The 20,564-nt window shown below is 62.8% G+C and carries 11 protein-coding genes; 6 read left to right on the top strand and 5 right to left on the bottom strand.

The features are described 5' to 3' along the window. Positions 1-147: 147 nt before the first annotated feature. From pgm to cysQ, 6 genes are all read left to right on the top strand, one after another. Positions 148-1,740: a phosphoglucomutase gene (pgm, locus tag RVM27_RS02900; protein WP_498957304.1), complete on the top strand. Its 1,593-nt coding sequence runs from the start codon at positions 148-150 to the stop codon at positions 1,738-1,740. Between the two features lie 1,487 nt (positions 1,741-3,227). Beyond that, positions 3,228-3,437 carry a hypothetical protein gene (locus tag RVM27_RS02895; protein WP_498957303.1) on the top strand — a complete coding sequence of 70 codons (210 nt, stop codon included), beginning with the start codon at positions 3,228-3,230 and terminating at the stop codon, positions 3,435-3,437. Further along, positions 3,434-3,664: an IS66 family insertion sequence element accessory protein TnpB gene (gene tnpB, locus RVM27_RS02890; protein ID WP_498957302.1), complete on the top strand. Its 231-nt coding sequence runs from the start codon at positions 3,434-3,436 to the stop codon at positions 3,662-3,664. Before RVM27_RS02895 ends, tnpB begins: the two co-directional genes overlap by 4 nt. Before the next feature lie 168 nt (positions 3,665-3,832). Next, entirely contained in the window at positions 3,833-5,428 is a 1,596-nt protein-coding gene (tnpC, locus tag RVM27_RS02885) for an IS66 family transposase (RefSeq protein WP_498939217.1), read from the top strand. 242 nt (positions 5,429-5,670) lie between these two features. Further along, positions 5,671-6,525 (top strand): UTP--glucose-1-phosphate uridylyltransferase, encoded by an 855-nt coding sequence (locus RVM27_RS02880; RefSeq protein WP_498957301.1) that lies wholly within the window; start codon positions 5,671-5,673, stop codon positions 6,523-6,525. A gap of 69 nt (positions 6,526-6,594) precedes the next feature. Beyond that, positions 6,595-7,362, top strand: coding sequence for a 3'(2'),5'-bisphosphate nucleotidase CysQ (cysQ, locus tag RVM27_RS02875; protein WP_074210403.1), 768 nt, complete (start codon positions 6,595-6,597; stop codon positions 7,360-7,362). 1,086 nt (positions 7,363-8,448) lie between these two features. On the opposite strand, the gene RVM27_RS02870 is transcribed toward cysQ, so the two are convergent. From RVM27_RS02870 to RVM27_RS02850, 5 genes are all read right to left on the bottom strand, one after another. Continuing rightward, on the bottom strand, positions 8,449-8,958 hold the full coding sequence (locus RVM27_RS02870) for an REP-associated tyrosine transposase (RefSeq protein ID WP_039177759.1): 510 nt from the start codon (positions 8,956-8,958) through the stop codon (positions 8,449-8,451). Between the two features lie 536 nt (positions 8,959-9,494). Beyond that, positions 9,495-10,010, bottom strand: coding sequence for a transcription/translation regulatory transformer protein RfaH (gene rfaH / locus RVM27_RS02865; protein WP_498957300.1), 516 nt, complete (start codon positions 10,008-10,010; stop codon positions 9,495-9,497). Between the two features lie 268 nt (positions 10,011-10,278). Further along, entirely contained in the window at positions 10,279-11,607 is a 1,329-nt protein-coding gene (locus RVM27_RS02860; RefSeq protein ID WP_498957299.1) for an aminotransferase class I/II-fold pyridoxal phosphate-dependent enzyme, read from the bottom strand. Then, a complete protein-coding gene (locus tag RVM27_RS02855) occupies positions 11,604-18,947 on the bottom strand; it encodes a type I polyketide synthase (protein ID WP_498957298.1) in 7,344 nt (2,447 codons plus the stop codon). Before RVM27_RS02855 ends, RVM27_RS02860 begins: the two co-directional genes overlap by 4 nt. Next, on the bottom strand, positions 18,944-20,563 hold the full coding sequence (locus RVM27_RS02850) for an LTA synthase family protein (RefSeq protein ID WP_498957297.1): 1,620 nt from the start codon (positions 20,561-20,563) through the stop codon (positions 18,944-18,946). Before RVM27_RS02850 ends, RVM27_RS02855 begins: the two co-directional genes overlap by 4 nt. Between the last annotated feature and the right edge of the window lies 1 nt (position 20,564).

Raw genomic sequence — 20,564 nt, 5'->3', positions numbered from 1 at the left:
ATTGCACATGTTTAACCTTTGTGGCGCTGAGGCGCGATACAACATGTGCGTATTGGTGCTGTGTTAGCCTTATCGATTTGTTTACTACTATCATCGTTGCGTAAGCACCGTGCGAGATAGAAATGATATCTAGCAAGGGAGAAGGAAATGGAAGCCATCGTAACGGCATTTTTTAATGAAACACCGGATGCCAGCATTGCTAGCGAGAGGGTAACCTTTGGAACGTCAGGCCACCGTGGCCGCGCCACCGAACGCACGTTTAACGAAGCGCACATTATCGCCATTACCCAGGCGGTGGTAGATTACCGCAAAGAGGAAGACTACCAAGGCCCGTTGTTCCTTGGAGTGGATACTCATGCGCTTTCACGCACTGCCTGGGAGTGTGCTTTGCGGGTGTTGGCGGCGAATAAAGTGCTGGTGATGATCGAAAAGGGCCATGGCTATACGGCCACGCCTTTGGTTAGCCACGCGATTTTGCAGCATAACGCTCAGCAGCGCCACGCAATGCACGCCGCGAAAGCCGATGGCTTGATTATTACGCCATCCCATAACCCGCCAGAAGATGGCGGTATTAAGTACAACCTCCACCACGGCGGCCCAGCAGATACCGAAGCGACCCAATGGATCGAGCTGCGTGCCAATGCGTACCTTCTTCGTCAGCTAAGCGATATCACGCTGGTGCCGCTGGAAGAAGCGCTTGCCCACGCCCAGGAGCATGACTACACCGCGCATTATGTAGCGCAGTTGGGTCACGTGGTGGATATGGCGGCGATTCAAAAAGCCAACTTAACGCTGGGTGTAGACCCCATGGGCGGCACGGCGCTGCCCGTGTGGCAGGCGGTTGGTGAGCATTTTGGCCTAAACCTGGAAGTTGTGAACACCACCATTGATGCCAGCTTCCGCTTTATGCCGCCCGATCACGACGGCAAGATCCGCATGGATTGCTCCAGCGCGGATGCCATGGCGAACCTGCTGAAGATTAAAGACCGCTTCGATATCGCCTTTGGCAACGACCCGGACGCCGACCGCCACGGCATTGTGGATGCCAACGGGTTGATGAACCCGAACCACTTCTTGGCGGTGTGTGTGGATTACCTGATCAGCCATCGCCCGCAGTGGAGCGATTCGCTGAAAATCGGTAAAACGCTGGTCTCTTCTTCGATGATCGATCGCGTTGTGGCTTCGCACAACCGTGAGCTGTTTGAAGTGCCGGTTGGCTTCAAGTGGTTCGTGGATGGCCTACACGAAGGCTGGCTCGCCTTCGGGGGCGAGGAGAGCGCTGGCGCAAGCCTGCTCACCCAAGCAGGCGAGGCGTGGTCCACCGATAAAGACGGCATCGCGCTGTGCTTGCTAGCCGCTGAGATTATGGCCGTTACCGGCAAAACGCCCAGCGAGTATTACCAAACCCTCACCGAACGCTTTGGCGAACCGTTCTATAAACGGGTCGATACCGCCTGCAGCGCAGAAGAGAAAGCCGCGTTCAAAAACCTCACCGCCGATAGCATCACCGACACGACCTTGGCAGGCGACCCCATCACTGCCGTATTGGTCAAAGCGCCGGGTAACCAAGCCGCCATTGGTGGTTTAAAAGTCACTACCGAAAACGGCTGGTTCGCCGCACGCCCCAGCGGCACGGAATCGCTCTACAAAGTGTACGCCGAAAGCTTCAAAGGCCCGCAGCATTTGGATGAGTTGATCGAAAGCGCCACCGCGCTTTTATCAGGCGTATTGAAAGGGTAAGGAATTCACGTAGCGCGGCGTAAGCAAATCAAAGTGGGCACTCCGCGCGTTTCGCCGTATTACGTGGCCCCACAATATGCAAGGCAGGCACCCGTAGCGCGGCGTAAGCGAAGCGCACCCGCGAAGCACTCCGCCAGGAGTGCCGATGGTGGCACCCAGGTATGATCATTCACGGCGGCTTCATCCAGGCGGCTACCCGCCGCCTTCGCGGGTGCCTCATTTGCTCGTTGCTCTCGCTTATTCGTTACGCCGCGCTACGGGGCAAGCACTCCGCTCTAATGGTTCGCGGCACTCTAGGCAGGCACCCGTAGCGCGGCGTAAGCGGAGCGCACCCGCGAAGCACTCCGCGAGGAGTGCCGATGGTGGCACCGAGATGTGACCATTCACGGAGGCTTCATCCAGGCGGCTACTCGCCGCCTTCGCGGGTGCCTCATTTGCTCGTTGCTCTCGCTTATTCGTTACGCCGCGCTACGGGGCAAGCACTCCGCTCTAATGGTTCGCGGCACTCTAGGCAGGCCCCGTAGCGCGGCGTAAGCGAAGCGCACCCGCGAAGCACTCCGCCAGGAGTGCCGATGGTGGCACCCAGGTATGATCATTCACGGCGGCTTCATCCAGGCGGCTACCCGCCGCCTTCGCGGGTGCCTCATTTGCTCGTTGCTCTCGCTCATTCGTTACGCCGCGCTACGGGGCAAGCACTCCGCTCTAATGGTTCGCAGCACTCTAGGTAGGCACTCGTAGCGCGGCGTAAGCGGAGCGCACCCGCGAAGCACTCCGCCAGGAGTGCCGGTCTTGGCACCCAGGTATGATCATTAACGGTGGCTTCATCCAGGCGGCTACTCGCCGCCTTCGCGGGTGCCTCATTTGCTCGTGCCTCGCAAGATTCGTTACGCCGCGCTACGGGGCAAGCACTCCGCTCTAATGGTTCGCAGCACTCTAGGCAGGCCCCGTAGCGCGGCGTAAGCGGAGCGCACCCGCGAAGCACTCCGCCAGGAGTGCCGATTTTGGCACCTAAGTATGATCATTAACGGTGGCTTCATCCAGGCGGCTACTCGCCGCCTTCGCGGGTGCCTCATTTGCTCGTGCCTCGCAAGATTCGTTACGCCGCGCTACATGGTGCCAAAATGGAGCATTATGTGTCCTGCGGCTGCACAATAAGCAAGGCAGGCCCCCGTAGCGCGGCGTAAGCGGAGCGCACCCGCGAAGCACTCCGCGAGGAGTGCCGATGGTGGCACCGAGATGTGACCATTCACGGAGGCTTCATCCAGGCGGCTACTCGCCGCCTTCGCGGGTGCCTCATTTGCTCGTGCCTCGCAAGATTCGTTACGCCGCGCTACGGGGGTATCCTTGCCCCATTCCCCATTCCCCATTCCCCATTCCCCATTCCCCATTCCCCCATACCCAATGTTGGTAAGCGCTCCACCAACCCCATCTTCTACAGCTGAGTAGCACGCGTCAGACTAGTGTCACCCGATTCCAAGGAGGACACCATGACCGACCTGACCTCGACACAGGCCTACTGGCTGGGCCATTTGTTCCATGCCTCATCCCGGCAGCTGGCGTTAAGTGAATATGCGGTGGAGCAAAGACTGGACCTGGCGGCTCTCATGACCTGGGAAAAGCGTCTGGCCGTGCAAGGTGTTGTTGTGCCACCGCGTCATCGCCCGGCGCGTTTTGTTGCGGTGGAGGTGGTGCGATGATCCGGCCGGATACCCGGCTGCGGGTCTATCTGTGCCGCGAGCCCGTCGACATGCGCAAGCAGATCGATGGACTGGCCCTGTTGGTTCAGGAGGCCATGGAGCTCAACCCCTTCGAGGAGGCGGTCTTCGTGTTCGGCAACCGCCAGCGCGACAAGGTGAAGCTGCTGTTCTGGGAGCGTAACGGATTCGTGGTCTGGTACAAGCGCCTGGAGCGGGAGCGCTTCTAGTGGCCGGACAGCCTGGAGAGCGACACTGTCACGCTCTCGGGCCAAGAGCTGAACTGGCTTCTGGATGGCTATGACCTCAGCGCCATGCGCCCCCATAAGGCCCTGGATTTTCAGTCGGTTGGCTGATTTTCTGCTGCTTTCAGCGGCGCCGCTTGGTAAAATGGCGGCATGATCTCACCGGCCTCGACATCTTCCATCAGCGTCTCCCAACTGCAGCGCCAAGTGCGTGCTCAGCAGGAGGAGATTGCGCGGCTTCATCGCCTGATGGAGAAGAAAGAGGCGGAGTGGGAAGCTGCCAAGGCCGCGCTGTTCGAGCAGTTCCGTCTGGCCATCGAGCGTCAGTTCGGCCCCTCCACCGAGAAGTACCGCGTCGAACAGGGTGATCTCCTCATCAACGAGGCCGAGGTGGCCGTGGATGAGGAGGAGGACGCGGCGACTGCCGATGACGCGAACGCTGAAGAAACCGCTGCTGAATCTCGCCAGCCGGCCAAGCGCCGCACTCGCGGCGGCCGCCTCGCCTTGCCGCCCGAACTGCCGCGCGTTGAGGTCGTGCACGAGCTGCCCGAAGACACCCGTCGCTGCGCCGAGGATGGCACCGAGCTCAAGGTCATCGGCGAGGAGATCAGCGAGGAACTGCATGTGGTGCCGGCACGGGTCGAGGTGATCCGCCATGTGCGTCGCAAATATGCCTGCCCGGCCTGCGAGGAAGGCGTACAGATCGCACCGCCACCGGCCAAGCTGCTGCCCAAGAGTAATGCCAGTGCCACCTTGCTGGCCTACATCGCCACCGCCAAGTACCAGGATGCCTTGCCGCTCTATCGGCAGAGCCAGATCTTTGCCCGCCACGGCATCGAGATCCCGCGTAACACTCTGGCGCGCTGGATGGTGCAAGCCGGTCAGCGTATGGCGCCACTCATCGAGGCGCTACGCCGACACCTTTTACAGGCGCCATTGATCCACATGGATGAGACCACCCTGCAGGTCAATGCTGAGCCGGAACGCAAGGCCAGTTCGACCTCCTACATGTGGCTACAACGCGGTGGTCCACCCGGCCAGCAGGTGGTGCTGTTTGATTATGACGCCAGCCGAGCCGGCCGGGTGCCCGTACGCCTGTTGGGTGACTATGCCGGTCGCCTGGTCACCGATGGCTACGAAGGCTATGCCGAGGTGGTGCGCAAGAACGGCATCACCCACGCGGGGTGCTGGGCGCATGCACGGCGCAAGTTCGTCGAGGCCCAGAAAGTGCAGCCCAAGGGCAAGACCGGCAAGGCCGACTGGGCACTCAACCAGATCCGCAAACTCTACGCTGTGGAAAGGCAGGCCAGGGCGTTGGCGCCCGAGGCGCGTCAGGCATTGCGTGATCAGAAGAGCCGCCCGCTGATCACCCAGCTGCGCACCTGGCTCGACAAGTCGCTGACGCAGGTGCTGCCGAAGAGCACGCTGGGCCGGGCGCTGCACTACCTGGAGGGCCAGTGGCAGCGACTGACCCGCTTCCTCGATGACGGGTTGATCCCGCTGGACAACAACCCGGCCGAAAACGCCATTCGCCCCTTCGTCGTTGGCCGCAAGAACTGGCTGTTCAGCCACACCCCGAGCGGTGCCCAGGCCAGCGCGGCAATCTACAGCCTGATCGAGACGGCCAGGGCCAACGGCCTCTCGCCCTACGAGTACCTGCAGTTCGTGTTCGAGACCCTGCCCGCCCTCAGCGACGATGACCTCGACACACTACTGCCCTGGCAGTGGAAAGAGACATTACCGGTCTAAACGATACCTGTATAGATGGGGTTATTGGACCGCTTACCAATGTTGGCGATGCACCCGTAGCGCGGCGTAAGCGGAGCGCACCCGCGAAGCACTCCGCGAGGAGTGCTGATGGAGGCACCCAGGCTCGCGCCGGTAGCTGCGTTCCTGCTATATTGATCGGCATGTCTATTGCATATCGTTTAGCGTGGTTTGTTAGTTGAAAGTTCACATTGGAAAGCACGCTTAGTAAAAGGACGTTAATGATGACTCAAGTACGCAAGGCGATTATTCCGGTGGCCGGTTTCGGTACGCGCCTGCTGCCGATCAGCAAGGCGATTCCTAAAGAGATGGTGCCGGTGGTCGACCGCCCCTTGATTCAGCACGTGGTGGAAGAGGCGCTGGCCGCAGGCATCAACGAGATCATTTTGGTCACGCGTGCTGGTAAGTCGGCGATTGAAGACCACTTCGATGCCCACTTCGAGCTTGAGCATTCGCTGGCCAGCAAGGGTAAGGATGCGCTGCTGGAGACGCTGTCGGCCATTTCTCCCAAGCAGTTGAAGGTGACCAGTGTTCGCCAGCCCAATGCCAAGGGCCTGGGGCATGCGATTTTTTGCGCGGCCCACCTGCTGGACCAGGGCGAGCCGTTCGCGGTGATCCTGCCGGACGTGCTGGTCAAGCCGCAGGTGGATAGTAGTGCTTGTGACTTAGGCAGCATGGTGGCGCGCTGGGAAGCCCACGACGCGTCGCAAATCATGGTGGAAGCCGTGCCCCAGGAAGAGGTGTACCGCTATGGCATCGTGGATTGCGATGAGCCTGCGGCAGGCGAAAGCGCCAACATGCGCGGCGTGGTGGAAAAGCCCAAACCGGAAGAAGCGCCTTCGCGCCTTTCCGTGATTGGCCGCTACGTGCTGCCTTACCGCATCATGGAGCTGCTGCGCGACCAGCCGCCCGGCGCGGGCAACGAAATCCAGCTCACCGATGCCATCGACCGCTTGATGCAGGAAGGGCAAACCGTGCAGGCGTACCGTATGCATGGCCGTACGTTCGACTGCGGGCATATCGAAGGCTGGCTGCAGGCCAATACCACGCTGGCCCGCGAAGCGGGTTACGACGTTTAACGGCCTGTTGCTGGCTGCGTGTTCGAAAACCGTCCCCCGTGGGCGGTTTTTGCATGTTTGGGAGGTGCCATGCGGGAATTACTGGAACAGGTGTTGGCCATTGCCAGGGCGGCGGACGACGCCATCATGGCGGTGTATGGCCGCGCCTTCGAAGTGACGGTCAAGCAGGATAACAGCCCACTGACCGAGGCGGACCGAGCGGCGCATGACGTCATTCGGCAAGGTTTGCAGGCGCTGCCGCAGGGGTATCCCATCCTTTCAGAAGAGGATGTGGAAGGCTTTTCAGGGGTGGGTGACGATGGCCGCTATTGGCTAGTGGACCCGCTGGATGGCACCAAGGAGTTCATCAAGCGCAACGGGGAGTTCACCGTGAACATCGCGCTGATCGAACACGGCGCGCCAGTTCTGGGCGTGGTGACCGCCCCGGTAACAGGCGTTGCTTACCTGGCGGCAGAGGAGGTAGGAGCTTACAAGATAGCGCCGGATGGCCAGCGCACCCGTTTGCAGGTGGCGGGCAGGCCCGCCGAGGGCGCCATGTGGCGCGTGCTGGGCAGCCGCTCTCATCACGACCCCGCACTCACCGATTGGCTGGCGGCATTGGGGCCTTATCAGATGCAGCCCATGGGCAGCTCGCTGAAAAGCTGCCTGATCGCCGAAGGCCAGGCCGACGTTTACCCCCGCTTCGGCCCCACCAGCCTCTGGGACACCGCCGCCGCCCACGCCATCGTCCACCAGGCCGGAGGGCGCATCGTCACCTTGGACGGCCAACCGCTGCACTACGCTACCCCCTCACAAACCCTGAACCCGCCTTTTGTGGTGTGGGGGGATCGGGGGTGATGTTGGGGTGTTTTGTCGTTCGGTGGCGTAATCAGGGCGGCTGGCGCCGCCCTCCGCGGGTGCCTCATTTGCTCGTGCCTCGCAAGATTCGTTACGCCGCGCTACGGGTGCCACCTTCGGAATGGTTATCCATGCCCGACGTTGGCGATGACCCTGTAGCGCGGTGTAAGCGAAGCGCACCCGCGAAGCAACGCGGGAGCGTTGCCGGTGAGGGCGCGATGGTTGGCGGTGGCGTGGTTGGTGATGGTGGCGTGATTAATCCATTTCCATACCCAACATCGGCGCGTTCGCGGCCATTCCCCATGCCCGATGTTGGCGATGACCCCGTAGCGCGGTGTAAGCGGAGCGCACCCGCGAAGCATCCCGTTAGGGATGCCGATGAGGCCACCGAGATTTGATCGGGCGCTGTGGCGTGATCAGGGCGGCTGGCGCCGCCTTCGCGGGTGCCTCTTTCGCTCGTTGCTCTCGCTCAGTCGTTACGCCGCGCTACGGTAGTGTCCGTGCCCGTGATTATTCCCCATGCCCGATGTTGGCGATGACCCCGTAGCGCGGTGTAAGCGGAGCGCACCCGCGAAGCAACGCGGGGAGCGTTGCCGATGAGGGCACATGGGCGGCGGTGGCACGGTGGGTTGTGGTGGCGTGATCGGGGCGGCTGGCGCCGCCTTCGCGGGTGCCTCATTTGCTCGTGCCTCGCAAGATTCGTTACGCCGCGCTACGGTGGTGTCCGTGCCCGTGACTATTCCCCATGCCCGACGTTGGCGATGACCCCGTAGCGCGGTGTAAGCGGAGCGCACCCGCGAAGCAACGCGGTGAGCGTTGCCGATGAGGGCATATGGGTGAGCGGTGGCGCGGTTGGTTTTTGTGGCGTAATCGGGGCGGCTGGCGCCGCCTTCGCGGGTGCCTCATTCGCTCGTTGCTCTCGCTCAATCGTTACGCCGCGCTACGGGGTATCCGTGCCCATTCCCCATGCCCGTGGGCATGTCCATGTCCCCATCCCCAATGTTGGCGATGTTCCCGTAGCGCGGTGTAAGCGGAGCGCACCCGCGAAGCAACGCGGGAGCGTTGCCGATGAGGGCGCGAGGGTGTTCATTCCCAGTTCATTTGGGCGATGTCGGGTGGGGTTTGGGCGCCCCATTGGGGGTCGTACCAGCCTTTGGTGACGCATTGGTGGAAGCTGGACCATTTCCATTCGCTGGGGGCGGTGGCCCAGCCGTGTTTGACGGGGTTGTAATGGATGTAGTCCATGTGGTTTTGCCAGTCTTGCTCATCGCGGATGGCGTGTTCCCAGAAGCCGCGTTGCCATGCGTTTTGGGAGCCGGGTGGGAGGATGAAATCTTGGGAGGCGTATTTTTTGACGTCTCGCCACCGTGAGGAGTAGTCGGCGTCGCCTTCGGGCAAGGTCCAGAGGCAGTGCAGGTGGTCGGGCATCAGGACGAAGGCATCCATGGTGAAGGGGCGTTCTTCTTTCACACGCCGGAAGGCCCGGCCCAGGGCGTTGATGTTGAGGTGGTCCGCCAGGAGCGGTTGGCGGCCGTAGGTTACCACGGTGAAGAAGTAGGTGCCGCCGGGGATGTGCGCGCGTCGGTAGGTGGCCAAGGGCTGCTTCCCTGCAGTGAATTTAGGGTAAGCGTACCTTGATTGGAATGGGAGTGCATCTTTCGTGCGGGGGTGGTTACCTGTGCCCGATGTTGGCGATGACCCTGTAGCGCGGTGTAAGCGGAGCGCACCCGCGAAGCATCCCGTTAGGGATGCCGATGAGGCCATATGGGTGTGCGGTGGCGCGGTGGGTGGTGGTGGCTCAATCAGGCGGCTGGCGCCGCCCTTCGCGGGTGCCTCTTTCGCTCGTTGCTCTCGCTCAATCGTTACGCCGCGCTACGGTGGTGTCCGTGCCCGTGATTATTCCCCATGCCCGACGTTGGCGATGACCCCGTAGCGCGGTGTAAGCGGAGCGCACCCGCGAAGCATCCCGTTAGGGATGCCGATGAGACCGCCGAGATTTGATCGAGCGCTGTGGCGAAATCGGGGCGGCTGGCGCCGCCCTTCGCGGGTGCCTCATTTGCTCGTACCTCGCAAGATTCGTTACGCCGCGCTACGGTGCTGCCACTCACCACTCACCACTCACCACTCACCACTCAACGCTTTTCCAGGCTTTCTACGGGGAGTTCGACGGGGTGGGGGCGTTGGAGGACGTTGAGGAGGACGATGGCGCGTTCTTCGCCTTTGCTGCGGGTGAAGATGGCTTCGAGGTCTTTGAAGGGGCCTTCGGTGATGGTGACTTTGTCGCCGGCGGTGAAGATGCTGTGGTTGCCTTCCTGGCGGTGGGGCTGGGCGCGAAGGGTTTCCACGAGGGCGTCGGGGACGGCGATGGGGGTGTTGCCGAAGGTGAGCAGGCGCAGGACGCCTCGGGTGGAGCGGATGGGGCGCCAGTTGCTGTTGACTTGGTCTAACTGAATGAATAGGTAGTAAGGGAACAGCGGCTCGGAAACGGTGGTGAGCTTGCCTTGCCGTTTGCGTTTGACGTCCAGCACGGGGTGGAACACCTCGTATCCTTGATTAGAGAGGTGTTCCGCCGCGCGAAAAGATTCGCTGCCTTTGCACTGAATGACGTACCAGTGGGCAGTGCTGGTCTCGATTGTTTCTACTACCATTGACTTTTTCCTATTGCCCAGTGGCTCCCTAGTTTAACGTGCCACCTTCTAGGCGGCTATCGCCGCCCTCGCGGGTGCCTCTTTCGCTCGTTGCTCTCGCTCTTTCGTTACGCCGCGCTACGGTGTTGGCATTCACCATTCACCATTCACCATTCACCATTCACCATTCACCATTCACCATTCACCATTCACCATTCACCATTCACCATTCACCATTCACCATTCACCATTCACCACTCACCACTCACCACTCACCACTCACCACCAATCACATCCCTTTCGCCATCAACTTTTCAAGCACGTCCAACGTTTCGTCGATGTGGGCTTGGGTGTGCTCGCAGGAGAGGAAGAAGCGTAGGCGGGCGCTTTTTTCGGGGACGGCGGGGTAGAGGATGGGTTGGACGTTGATGTCTTTTTCGAGCAGGGCGTTGGAGAGCCTGGCGGCCAGGGGTGAGCTGCCGACGATCACGGGGACGACGGCGGAGCCGATGCTGTGGCCGGTGTCCATGCCGCGTGCTTGCGCCTGTTCGAGGAAGTAACGGGAGATGGCCTGTAGCTGGGCGACTCGCTCGGGTTCCTGGGCCATGAGTTCCAGTACCTTGAGCGAGGGGGCGGCGACCTGGGCGGGCATGCCGACGCTGTAGAGGAAGCCGGGCGCAAAGTAGCGCAGGGTTTCGACCAGGGCCTTGTTACCGGCAATGTAGCCGCCGCAGCCGGAGAGCGTTTTGCTCATGGTGCCCATCCAGATGTCTACCTGGGTGGGGTCGATGGCAAAGTGTTCCCGCAGGCCCAGGCCTGTTTCGCCCATGACACCGAAAGAGTGGGCTTCGTCGACCATCAGCCAGGCCTGGTGGCGCTGTTTGATGGCGATGAAGCGAGGCAGGTCGGGGATGTCGCCGTCCATGCTGTAGAGCCCTTCGATCACCACCAGCACGCGTTCGAACTGGTGGCGGTGCTGGGTGAGCAGCGCGTCCAGGGCGTCGGGGTCGTTGTGGCTGAACGACATGCGCTTGGCCCCGGAGAGCTGGGCACCGACCAACGAGCTGTTGTGGATGTACTCGTCGTGGAGGATCAGATCCTTGGGGCCCAGCAGGTAGCCTAGCGTGGAGACGTTGGTGGCGTGACCGCTGACGAAGGCCACGGCATCTTCCACGGCATACGCCTTGGCGATGGCCTGTTCCAGCTCGCCGTGAATGGGGCGCTCGCCCGAGACCACGCGGCTGGCAGATACCGATGTGCCGTAGTGCTGGGCGGCCTCGCAGGCGGCCTGGATGACCCGCGGGTCGCCGGAGTAGCCCAGGTAGTTGTAGCTGGCGAAGTTGATGCAGGTGCGACCTTGCATGACGCTGGTGGCCCCGGCCAGGCCGTCGTGCACCTTGAAGAACGGCACCTGCAAGCCCAGCTGTTGCGCGCCCTGACGCATCATCGAGAGCTGTTGATAGCCTGGGTGGGCATCGAAGCGGGTGAAGCGTTCGGGCACGGAACGGGTTGCCCCTGCGCTGGTGGCAGGGGCAGTGGGCTGGCTGGCTCTTGCGGTAGGGCGCTTGCGCGCCTGTTCCAGTAGCTGGCGTTTTAGTTCTGAACGCTTGGCGGTCATGGTGTCTCGGTCGCTGGAGAGGATGCGGGCTCACTGGTAATGCCGTCCGCACCGTGGCGGGCGGCCAGAGAGGCTAACGCATCTTGTGGCGACTCTTCAACATCCTCATCGTGCTGGTGGAGCTTCTGGATCAGCACGCCGGCCAGCTTGTCGAGAGTGGAGGCTTCGCTGAGGACCATGACCGGCACTTGAACGCCCAGGCGGTTCTCGATGGCGGTCATCAGTTCCACGCCCATCAGCGAGTCGAAGCCCATGTCGTAGACCGAGCGATTCACGTCGATTTTTTCTTCATCGATCAGCAGAATGCTGGCCAGTTCGGCGCGCAGCAACTCGGTGATCGTGCTGTGCAGCTCTTCGGGCGAGAGATCTGCCAGCAGGGCGCTGATGTCGTCGTCGCTATCCAGGCTGCCGTCGTCATCGCTGGCGCGGGCAATTTCGTCGAAACGCGGGGTGTCGGAGGTGGGCAAAAAGCGCGCCAGTGCGCCCCATTCCAGCTCCAGCACACCCAGGCTTGGCCCGGGGGTCAGCAGCATTTGTTCCAGCACCTTCAGGGCGTCGTCGGAACGCAGCGCCGAGCCTCCCAAACGCTCTTGGAGGGCGTCGCGGGTGCGGGTGTTGCGGGCCAGGAAGCCGACGTCTTCGATGGCACCCCAACGCACGCAGGTGGCCGGAAGGCCCTGAGCGCGGCGGCGGGCAGCGAAGGCTTCGAGCCAGTGGTTGGCAGCCACGTAGTTGCCCTGGCCAGGGTTGCCGAACAGCGTGGTGGCCGATGAGTAGAGCACGAAGAAGTCCAGCGGGGCTTGCTGGGTCAGCGCTTCCAGGTGGCGTGCGCCGTCGATTTTCGGGGCCAGCACCTTGTGGATGCGTTCGGCGTCCAGGTTGCGGATCAGGCCGTCGTCGATCACCGTGGCGGCGTGGACGATGCCGTGCAGCGGGCTGAGCTCGGCCCTGGCGCGTTCCAGCACGTTGGCCAGGGCGTTGCGGTCGGTGATGTCGCAGGCGGCGGCCATGACCTTGATGCCCTGGGCGTCGAATTCACGGATGGCGGCCTGGGCTTCTTCACTGGCAGGACCGCTGCGGCTGAGCAGGATCAGTTCCCGTGCGCCTTTGCTGACCAGCCACTGAGCCGTCTTGAGGCCAAAGCCGCCCAGACCACCCGTGACCAGGTAGCTGGCATTGGCGGGCAGGGTGAGGCTGCCGCTGCCCAGCTGCTCCTGACGCGGTGCGGCGATGGGCTGTTCATAGGTGACCACGACCTTGCCGATCTGGCGAGCCTGCTGCATGTAGCGGAAGGCATCGATGACCTGGCTGTGGCTGAAGGCAGTGAACGGCAGCGGGCTGAGGGTGCCGTCGTTGAACAGCGCCATCATTTCACTGAACAGGGTTTGGGTGAGCGCGGGCTGCACTTTCATCAGCTGGTCGGAGTCGATGCCGAAGTAGCTGAGGTTGTTGCGGAACGGGCGCAGGCCAATGTGGGTGTTCTCGTAGAAGTCGCGCTTGCCCAGCTCCAGGAAGCGGCCGAACGGGCGCAGTGCGCGCAGGTTCTGGTTGATCGCTTCACCGGCCAGGGAGTTGAGCACGATATCGACGCCCTCGCCCTGGGTGTCTTCGAGGATTTCTTCGGCGAAGGTGAGCGAGCGGGAGTCATAGAGACGCGCTTCGCCCATCAGGCGCAGGAAGTCGCGTTTCTCTTCCGAGCCCACGGTGGCGTAGATGTCGGCGCCCATCCACTGGGCAATTTGCAGCGCGGCAATACCCACGCCCCCGGCGGCACCATGGATCAGCACCTTTTCACCGGGCTGCAGGCGTGCCAGGTGCTTCAGCGCGTAGTAGACCGTGAAGAAGGTGGTCGGAATGGTGGCGGCTGCGGCGTAGCTGACGCCTTCGGGCAGCGGGGCCACGGCGTGCTGGCTGGCGACCAGGCGGTCGCTGAAGCTGGCAGGGCCGAAGCCCACCACGCCCTGGCCGGGACTAAGATGGTTGACGTTGCTGCCGACGGCCACGATTTCCCCGGAGAACTCCAGGCCCAGCGTGGGGCCGGCAAAGCCGTTTTCGATGGCTTCATCGGAGAGCAGCCCGAGGGTGTACATGACGTCGCGGAAGTTCAGGCCGGTGGCCTTGACGCGCACTTCCACCTCGTCGGCACCCAGCTCGGGGAGCTGGCGTGGCCGCCACTGTAGCTGGCGCAACTGGCCGGGCAGGGCAAAGCCCAGCGTCATGGCTTGGCGCGGCGCTGCCTGGCTGGCCTTGTGCGGGTGCGGGGCGGGCAGGGTACGCAGGCGGGTGGCGTAGCGGGTGCCTGCCTGGGTAATGACCAGCTCGTTTTCCGCATCCGGGTGGGTCACGGAATCGGCGATACAGGCCAGGGCCTCGCTGCTGGGCTGCTCGGGCAGTTCCAGCAGGGTGACGCTGTGGCCTACGGCTTCGTTGGCCAGCGAGCGGCCAAAGCCCCAGAGCGCGGCGTCGTCGCCGTGCTGGTAACCCTGGGTGAGCAGCCACAGCGTGACACGGCTGCCCTGGGCTTCCAGGCCGCTGTGTTCGAGGGCCAGCGACCACTGCTGAGCCAGGTGGCAGCGCTGGGTCTGTGCGGCGGTGGTATCTTGGCCCAGGCCGCGCAGGTCCAGTACGTTCAGCGCGGCGGGGGGCGTTTCGTGCTGGCGCAGCTGCTCGGCCAGCAGGGCCGCAGGCTCGCCATCGCTGAGCAGGGTGACGTTGTCCAGCGCTGCCGCCAGCGCGTTGGCCAGGGCTTGCTGGGTGTCGTCGGCAATGACCAGGGTATGTGCCTGGGGCGCTTGCGCTACGCTGCCCGGCTGTTCGCTGGGGGCTTGCGCGTGCAGCAGGTAGGCGCCGTTCTCTTCCAGTTCCATGGGCGCGGTCACGCTGAGCCCTTGGGCGGAGAGCCACTCGATGAGGGTGGCTTGTTCCAGCGCGGCCTGGCCAATGCCGGGGGTGGCCAGCAGGTCGTCCAGCCAGCGGCTGGGATGAATGCCGACCACGATGAGCTGTGCGCCCGACGCCAACTGCGAAGGCAAGGCCTCGATGAGCTGGCGGGTGCGTTCGGGCTGGGTGACATCGGCGCTGATGAAGGCCAGCTGGGCTTTTTGTGCCTCTGCCAGCGTGGGCAGGGTCTCTTCCAGCGGCTGGACGTCGATCAGCGGGTAGCGTTCCTGGAGCTGTTCCGCTTGATGGCGCGCGGTGTCGCTGGTGGTCAGCGCACGGTAGCGGTAGCTGTCGGTGACCCTGGGCGAGTGATGGGCAAGGCGTTCCAGCAGGCGTTGGCCCAGCGCGGGGGCGCAGGGGCCTGCTTCCAACAGCGCCAGCCGCTGGCCTTCGGGCAGGGCGGCCAGGGCTGCTTCCATCAGGCTGCCCAGCTCGCTGGCCAGTACTTGCCAGCCGCTTTCGCCAATCAGGACGCGGTTGATGCCTGCCAGGTGTTCGTGGGTGACGCCCAGGCTTTCCAGGGTGTCGGTGCCACGCGCCAGGGCTTCCTTGTGCAGACCAAGCCTGCCCACCAGATGAATGGGGGCGAAGTAGTCCGGGTAGTCCTGGACCAGCAGCTGCCAGATGGTTTCCGGGGGCAGGGGCGCTGCGTCGTCGCTGGCGGCATCGTCGCCGGGTGCGGTGGCCTCGGCAGGCTGGCCCTGCTGGGCGAAGGCTTCGCTGAGGCTGTCCAGCAGCGGCGCGACTTCCTGGCCGTAACGCTGGCCGGTGCTGGCGCTGAAGGTATCGCTTAGCCCCATCAGGCGTGGCAGGGCTTCGCTGGGCATGGGCAGCGCGGCGGCGCGAAGCGGCGCAGGCGTGAGTTCGATATCCAGGTAGCTGAAGTGCTGGTGGTGTGCGCGGTTCAGGCGAATGGCCTTGAAGCGGGTCTGGCTGAGCACGGCCACGGCGCGGCCTTCGGCATCGTAGAGCTCGAAGTCGGCGGTGAAGGAGTGCGGCGCCCGTTTGCCCATGACGGCACGGGCCAGCACGGGAGTGCCTGCTTCGGCATTGACCTGAATACGGCCTACGCGCACGGGGACGAACGCAAGCTGCGAGGCAAGATCTGCCTGCTGAGCGAGCAGCGGAATGAACAGCTGGAAGGCGCTATCGAGAATGCCGGGATGCACGTGCAGCGTGTCGAGCTGGGCGGTGACGGCTTCCGAAAGGTGAATCTCGCCAATGACGCTGTCGCCCTCGATCCAGCCACGGGTAATGGCCTGGAAGGCGGGGCCGTAGTGCAGGCCGATGCGCTCGGCCATGGCCAGGTGCTGCTCCAGGGTGTAGTCGGCAGCGCGGCTGGGCAGTGCCGGGGCCTGGCGATTGAGCAGGAAGCCACGGCTTTCGCGCATCCGGCGTGCCACGGCATTGAGCTGCCACTCGCTTCCCGTGGCGGGCTCTCGGGAGTGGATGGCCAGACGTCCATCATCGGGGTCGAGGGTGAGACGCATGGTACGGCCATTGGGGCCGTCCAGCAGCAGCGGCGCGCGAATTTCCAGCTCTTCGATATCCAGCAGCGGGGTGTCTTTTTGCTGCATGGCGGCGGCCAGGGCCAGCTCGATGAAGCCCGCGCCGGGGAAGACGGCCCCTTCACCCACCACATGGTCGGCCAGCCAAGGCTGCCGCTTGGTGTCCAGCTGGCTTTCCCAGGTGTGCTCTTGCTGCGCTAATGGGTAACCCAGCAACGGGTGCTGGTAATAGCGTGATAGCAGGCCTTGGCCGTCGTTGGTGCCTTGAACCCATAGGTGAGTGCGCTGCCATGAGTAGCGGGGCAGCAGGACGCGCTGGCCCTCCACGGGGAAGAAGCGCTGGCTGTTGACGCTTAATCCGCTGAGTAGCAGCTGGCTGAGCGTGCGGTTCAAGCCCTCTAACCCTGGCTTGTGGCGCTCGATGGTGCCGAAGACCAAGCCGCTGCGCTCTTGCTGGCGCAGCGATTCGTTGAGATAGCGGCGTAAGATCGGGTGCGCCCCGACTTCGACGAAGACGTTGTAACCCTGCTCGATGAGGGCGGTCGCTGCGCTATCGAACAGTACCGGTTCACGGATGTTCAGCCACCAGTAGTGGGCATCCAGCGTCGTGCCTTCGGCCAAGGCTCCGGTGACGGTGGAGAAATACGGAATTCGAGTGGGCTGCGGCTGAATATCGGCCAGCGCTTCCATCACGCCTTCCTGGATGCTGTCCATGGCGGGGCTGTGGAAGGCGTAGTCCAGCGGCAGGCGCTTGGCAAAGGTGCCTTCGGCACTCAGCGCAGCTTCCAGCTCGCCGAGCTGGTCGCGATCGCCCGCCAGGGTAATGCCTTTGGGGCTATTGATACCGGCCAGGCTGATCTTGTCGAATTCGGGCTTGGCCAGCCAGGGGGCGATGTCGTCGGCACTCATGGCCACGGCGGTCATTTCGCCCTGGCCACGGGTCTTGCCCTGAAAGTCGCTGCGGTAGTAGATCACTTTCACCGCGTCTTCCAGGCTCAGGGCACCCGATGCCCAGGCAGCAGCGACTTCACCCACGCTGTGGCCGAACACGGCGGCGGGGGTAATGCCTTGCGCTTTTAGCCACTCGGTCAGCGCCACTTGCAGGGCAAATAGCGCCGGCTGGGCGATTTCGGTGCGTACGAAGCGGCTCTCTTCGCCGGCTTGCTGGTTCAGGCCTGCCAGCTCGGCGCGCAGTGAGAAGTTGCCGTGGCGCTGGAACAGCGCATCGACGCGGTCGATGGCGTCGCTGAAGGCTGGTGCGGTGTCGAGCAGGTCGTGGCCCATGGTGGCCCACTGGCAGCCGTTGCCGTCGTAGACGAACACCGGGCCCTTGGCGTCAGTGAGGCGCTCCAGAGTGGTGAGCTGACTGGTATTGCCCTCAGCAAACTGGCCAAGCGCGGCAGCGGCTTCTGCTGCGCTGCTGGCAAAGCAGAGCGCCCCGTGGCTGTGCTGCTCACGGTGGTGATAAAGCGTATGGGCTATATCGTAAAAATCCTGCCCGGATACCTGCAGGTGCTGGGCCAGCGCCAGTGCATTGTCGGTCAAGGCCGCTTCACTGCGGGCGCTAAGGCGAATGGGCAGCGGGGTAGCGGGTGTTTGGCGAGTCGCTGCCGCTTTTTCCGGTGCGCTCTCCAAAATGACGTGGGCATTGGCGCCACCAAAGCCAAACGAGTTGATGCCAATCACCAAACGGCCTGTGGGTTTCAGCGGCTGGGCTTTGGTGACCACGCTCAAGTTCCATTCGTCGAACTTGATGCGCGGATTCAGCTTGCGAATGCCGATGGTCGCGGGCACCTCGCGGTGCTGCAGGCTATAAAGCGCTTTGGCAAGCCCCGCCACGCCCGAGGCGGTTTCCAGGTGGCCGACATTACTTTTTACCGAACCAATCGGCAGCGGCGTTTTGCGATGCTGGCCGATGGCTTCGCCGATGGCACGGGTTTCGATGGGGTCGCCGACGGCGGTACCGGTGCCATGGGCTTCCAGGTAGTCGATCTCATCGGGGGAGATGCCCGCTTGCTCGTAGGCGCTGCGCATCAGGGCAACCTGAGCGCTGGGGTTGGGCACGGTCAGGCCGGATTTGTGGCCGTCGGTGTTGACCGCCGAGCCCGCGACCACCGCCAGGATGTTGTCGCCGTCGGCGATGGCCAGGTCGTAGTCCTTGAGCAGAAACAGGCCCGCGCCTTCCGAGCGCACGTAGCCATTGCCTGCTTCATCGAAGACCTGGCAGCGCCCGGTGGGCGACAGCATGCTGGCTTTGGAAAAGATGATGAAGCCATAGGGGTGCAAGTGCAGGCTGATACCGCCCGCCAGCGCCATCGTGGTTTCACCGCTACGGATGGATTGGCAAGCTTGGTGAAACGCCACCATCGAGGACGAGCACGCGGTATCCAGCGACATGCTGGGGCCGTGCAGGTCGAAAATGTACGACAGCCGGTTGGAGGCGATGCTGGACGTGTTGCCCGTGGCCGTGGAGGCGTCGATGGCCGCCATGTCGTCGGCCAGCCGATAGGAGTAATCCAGACTGGCCACGCCCACGAAGACGCCGCACTGGCTGCCACGCAGGGTGCTGGGCACGATGCCCGCGCTTTCCATGGCTTCCCAGGCCAGCTCCAGCAGCATGCGCTGCTGGGGGTCCATATTGGCTGCTTCCCTGGGGGAGATGCCGAAAAACTCTGCGTCGAACCCGCTGATATCGCCCAGGCTACCGGCGGCGAACGTCACGCTGGTGCCGGGGTGGCGCTTGTCGGGGTGCCAGAACGCATCGTGGCTCCAGCGGTCGGGCGCTACTTGGGTGACGAGGTCTTTTTCGGCTTGCAGGTCTTGCCAGAACGTTTCAGGGGTGGTGCCTGGGAAACGATGGGCGGCACCGATGATGGCCACGCGTTTAGTCATTCTTGCTCCTGAGGTTCTGGTTCTGCCTTGATCACATCGTTACTTATATCGTGTCCAAACACTTGTTTAAATAGCCGAAGGCCAAGTTCGTTGGCGGCTATGTCCTGCGGCGGCTGCTTGGCAGGCGTTTGGTCGGGCGGCGTTGATTGCGTCGACCATATCATGTAGGGCGTGCGGCCCGTAGGGGGCATGAAGTGCCCGTAGGCATCTGGCAGTATAGGCACATGGTCGCCATACCAGCCCAGTATGCCAGGCCTCACGCGCTCGTTTAGCGCGGTTTTAACGTTCGCCAACATTTGATCAGCTTCACCTAAGTGGTGCAAATAGACAGCGAGTTCACGCAGGTGGTCTGCAAGCGGCCAAGTCGCGTTGGGTAGGGTCGCCGCCAAGCGTGCCTGCGTAGGCGCCTCCAAATGCAGCGGGCCGTGATTTTCCATGGTGATCACGAACACGAATAGCGGCCTATTATCGTCATCTTTCAGCAGGCGTCCAACCTTTCGTGCGACGGCCTGGTCGCCGATGTATTGCCCGTGTTTGTCGCTACTGTCAAACGCGCTGATATCGATGAACGTATCGAAACCCAACTGCGGCATGACGTTATCGCGCATGTAGAAGGTAGCGGGGTAGGGGTGCACGCAAATAGTGCGGTATCCCTGCGCGCGAAAAGCGCTCGCCACGCTGGGTAGCGGGTAACGGCTTAGCGTGCGGTAGGGGTTGAACTGGCGGGCACCCCAGGCGCTGGGTGCCAACCCCGTGAGCACGGCGCATTCGGTGCGTACGGTATTGGCCCCCAGGCTTAAGACGCTCAGTTCGCCCTTTTCGACGGCCTCGGTAAAGGTGGCATCGAAATGTTGCAGTAGCGTCGACGCAACCTCTGGACACCATGGGCGCGGATCGAAAAAGGATTCGCTCTGGACCAGGACGACATTGGGTCGCTCGGCGCTATCTGGTGAAGCGACGGCACTGGGCTGGCTGGCAGCCGCGTAGGGGGATGCCAAAGGGTCAGGCGGTGACGAGCGCATCAATGCTACCCCATAGGCCCAAAGGCTGGCATATAGCCCCACGCGATGTAGATCCTCGACCGGTTGCAGGGACATGGCGCCGAGTGAGCGTAAACCAACGGCTACCAGCACCGCCCCAAGCCCGGCGAGCAGTCCGGTGCTTTGTAAAAAGAGCACGGTGCTCCATTGGCTAACCAGCGACGGCTCCACATAGAGAAAGCTGCCAATGGCGATGGCCCCCGCGCTGCTGGCCGCGATGGCGAGGCCAATGCCAAAAAACGGGACATAAAGCCGTGGGTGCAGGATGGCGTCCCAGAAGTACTCGAAGTCGTGGCAGATGAACGGTTCGTTGAGCGTTTTGGACTTGGTATTGCTCGACTGGACCACCACGAGCTGGAGTGACAGCACGAAGACCACGGCAAACCAGGGACGCTGGAGCAGCAGCGTGAAAAGCCCAAATAGCAGTAGCCAACTGCCGAGATGGATCACATTGGCTGCCATCGGGCGCTGCCAGAGGGGAGCAGGCCGTGGAGACAGCAGCGCTTCGAACGCTAGGCTGAACACTAGCCCGATGAAGAGCGGCAGGCTAAGCGATTGGAGCAGGTGGCCAAGCATC

This window comes from Halomonas sp. KM007 (assembly GCF_050709225.1).
Classification (GTDB): Bacteria; Pseudomonadota; Gammaproteobacteria; order Pseudomonadales; family Halomonadaceae; genus Vreelandella; species Vreelandella hamiltonii.
This window is presented reverse-complemented; position numbering and strand designations above follow the sequence as displayed.

Bases quoted from the DNA above. Each gene is read 5' to 3' on its own strand.
- pgm (WP_498957304.1), top strand. From the start codon at position 148: ATGGAAGCCATCGTAACGGCATTTTTTAATGAAACACCGGATGCCAGC.
- RVM27_RS02895 (WP_498957303.1), top strand. From the start codon at position 3,228: ATGACCGACCTGACCTCGACACAGGCCTACTGGCTGGGCCATTTGTTC.
- tnpB (WP_498957302.1), top strand. From the start codon at position 3,434: ATGATCCGGCCGGATACCCGGCTGCGGGTCTATCTGTGCCGCGAGCCC.
- tnpC (WP_498939217.1), top strand. From the start codon at position 3,833: ATGATCTCACCGGCCTCGACATCTTCCATCAGCGTCTCCCAACTGCAG.
- RVM27_RS02880 (WP_498957301.1), top strand. From the start codon at position 5,671: ATGACTCAAGTACGCAAGGCGATTATTCCGGTGGCCGGTTTCGGTACG.
- cysQ (WP_074210403.1), top strand. From the start codon at position 6,595: ATGCGGGAATTACTGGAACAGGTGTTGGCCATTGCCAGGGCGGCGGAC.
- rfaH (WP_498957300.1), bottom strand. From the start codon at position 10,010: ATGGTAGTAGAAACAATCGAGACCAGCACTGCCCACTGGTACGTCATT.
- RVM27_RS02860 (WP_498957299.1), bottom strand. From the start codon at position 11,607: ATGACCGCCAAGCGTTCAGAACTAAAACGCCAGCTACTGGAACAGGCG.
- RVM27_RS02855 (WP_498957298.1), bottom strand. From the start codon at position 18,947: ATGACTAAACGCGTGGCCATCATCGGTGCCGCCCATCGTTTCCCAGGC.
- RVM27_RS02850 (WP_498957297.1), bottom strand. From the start codon at position 20,563: ATGCTTGGCCACCTGCTCCAATCGCTTAGCCTGCCGCTCTTCATCGGG.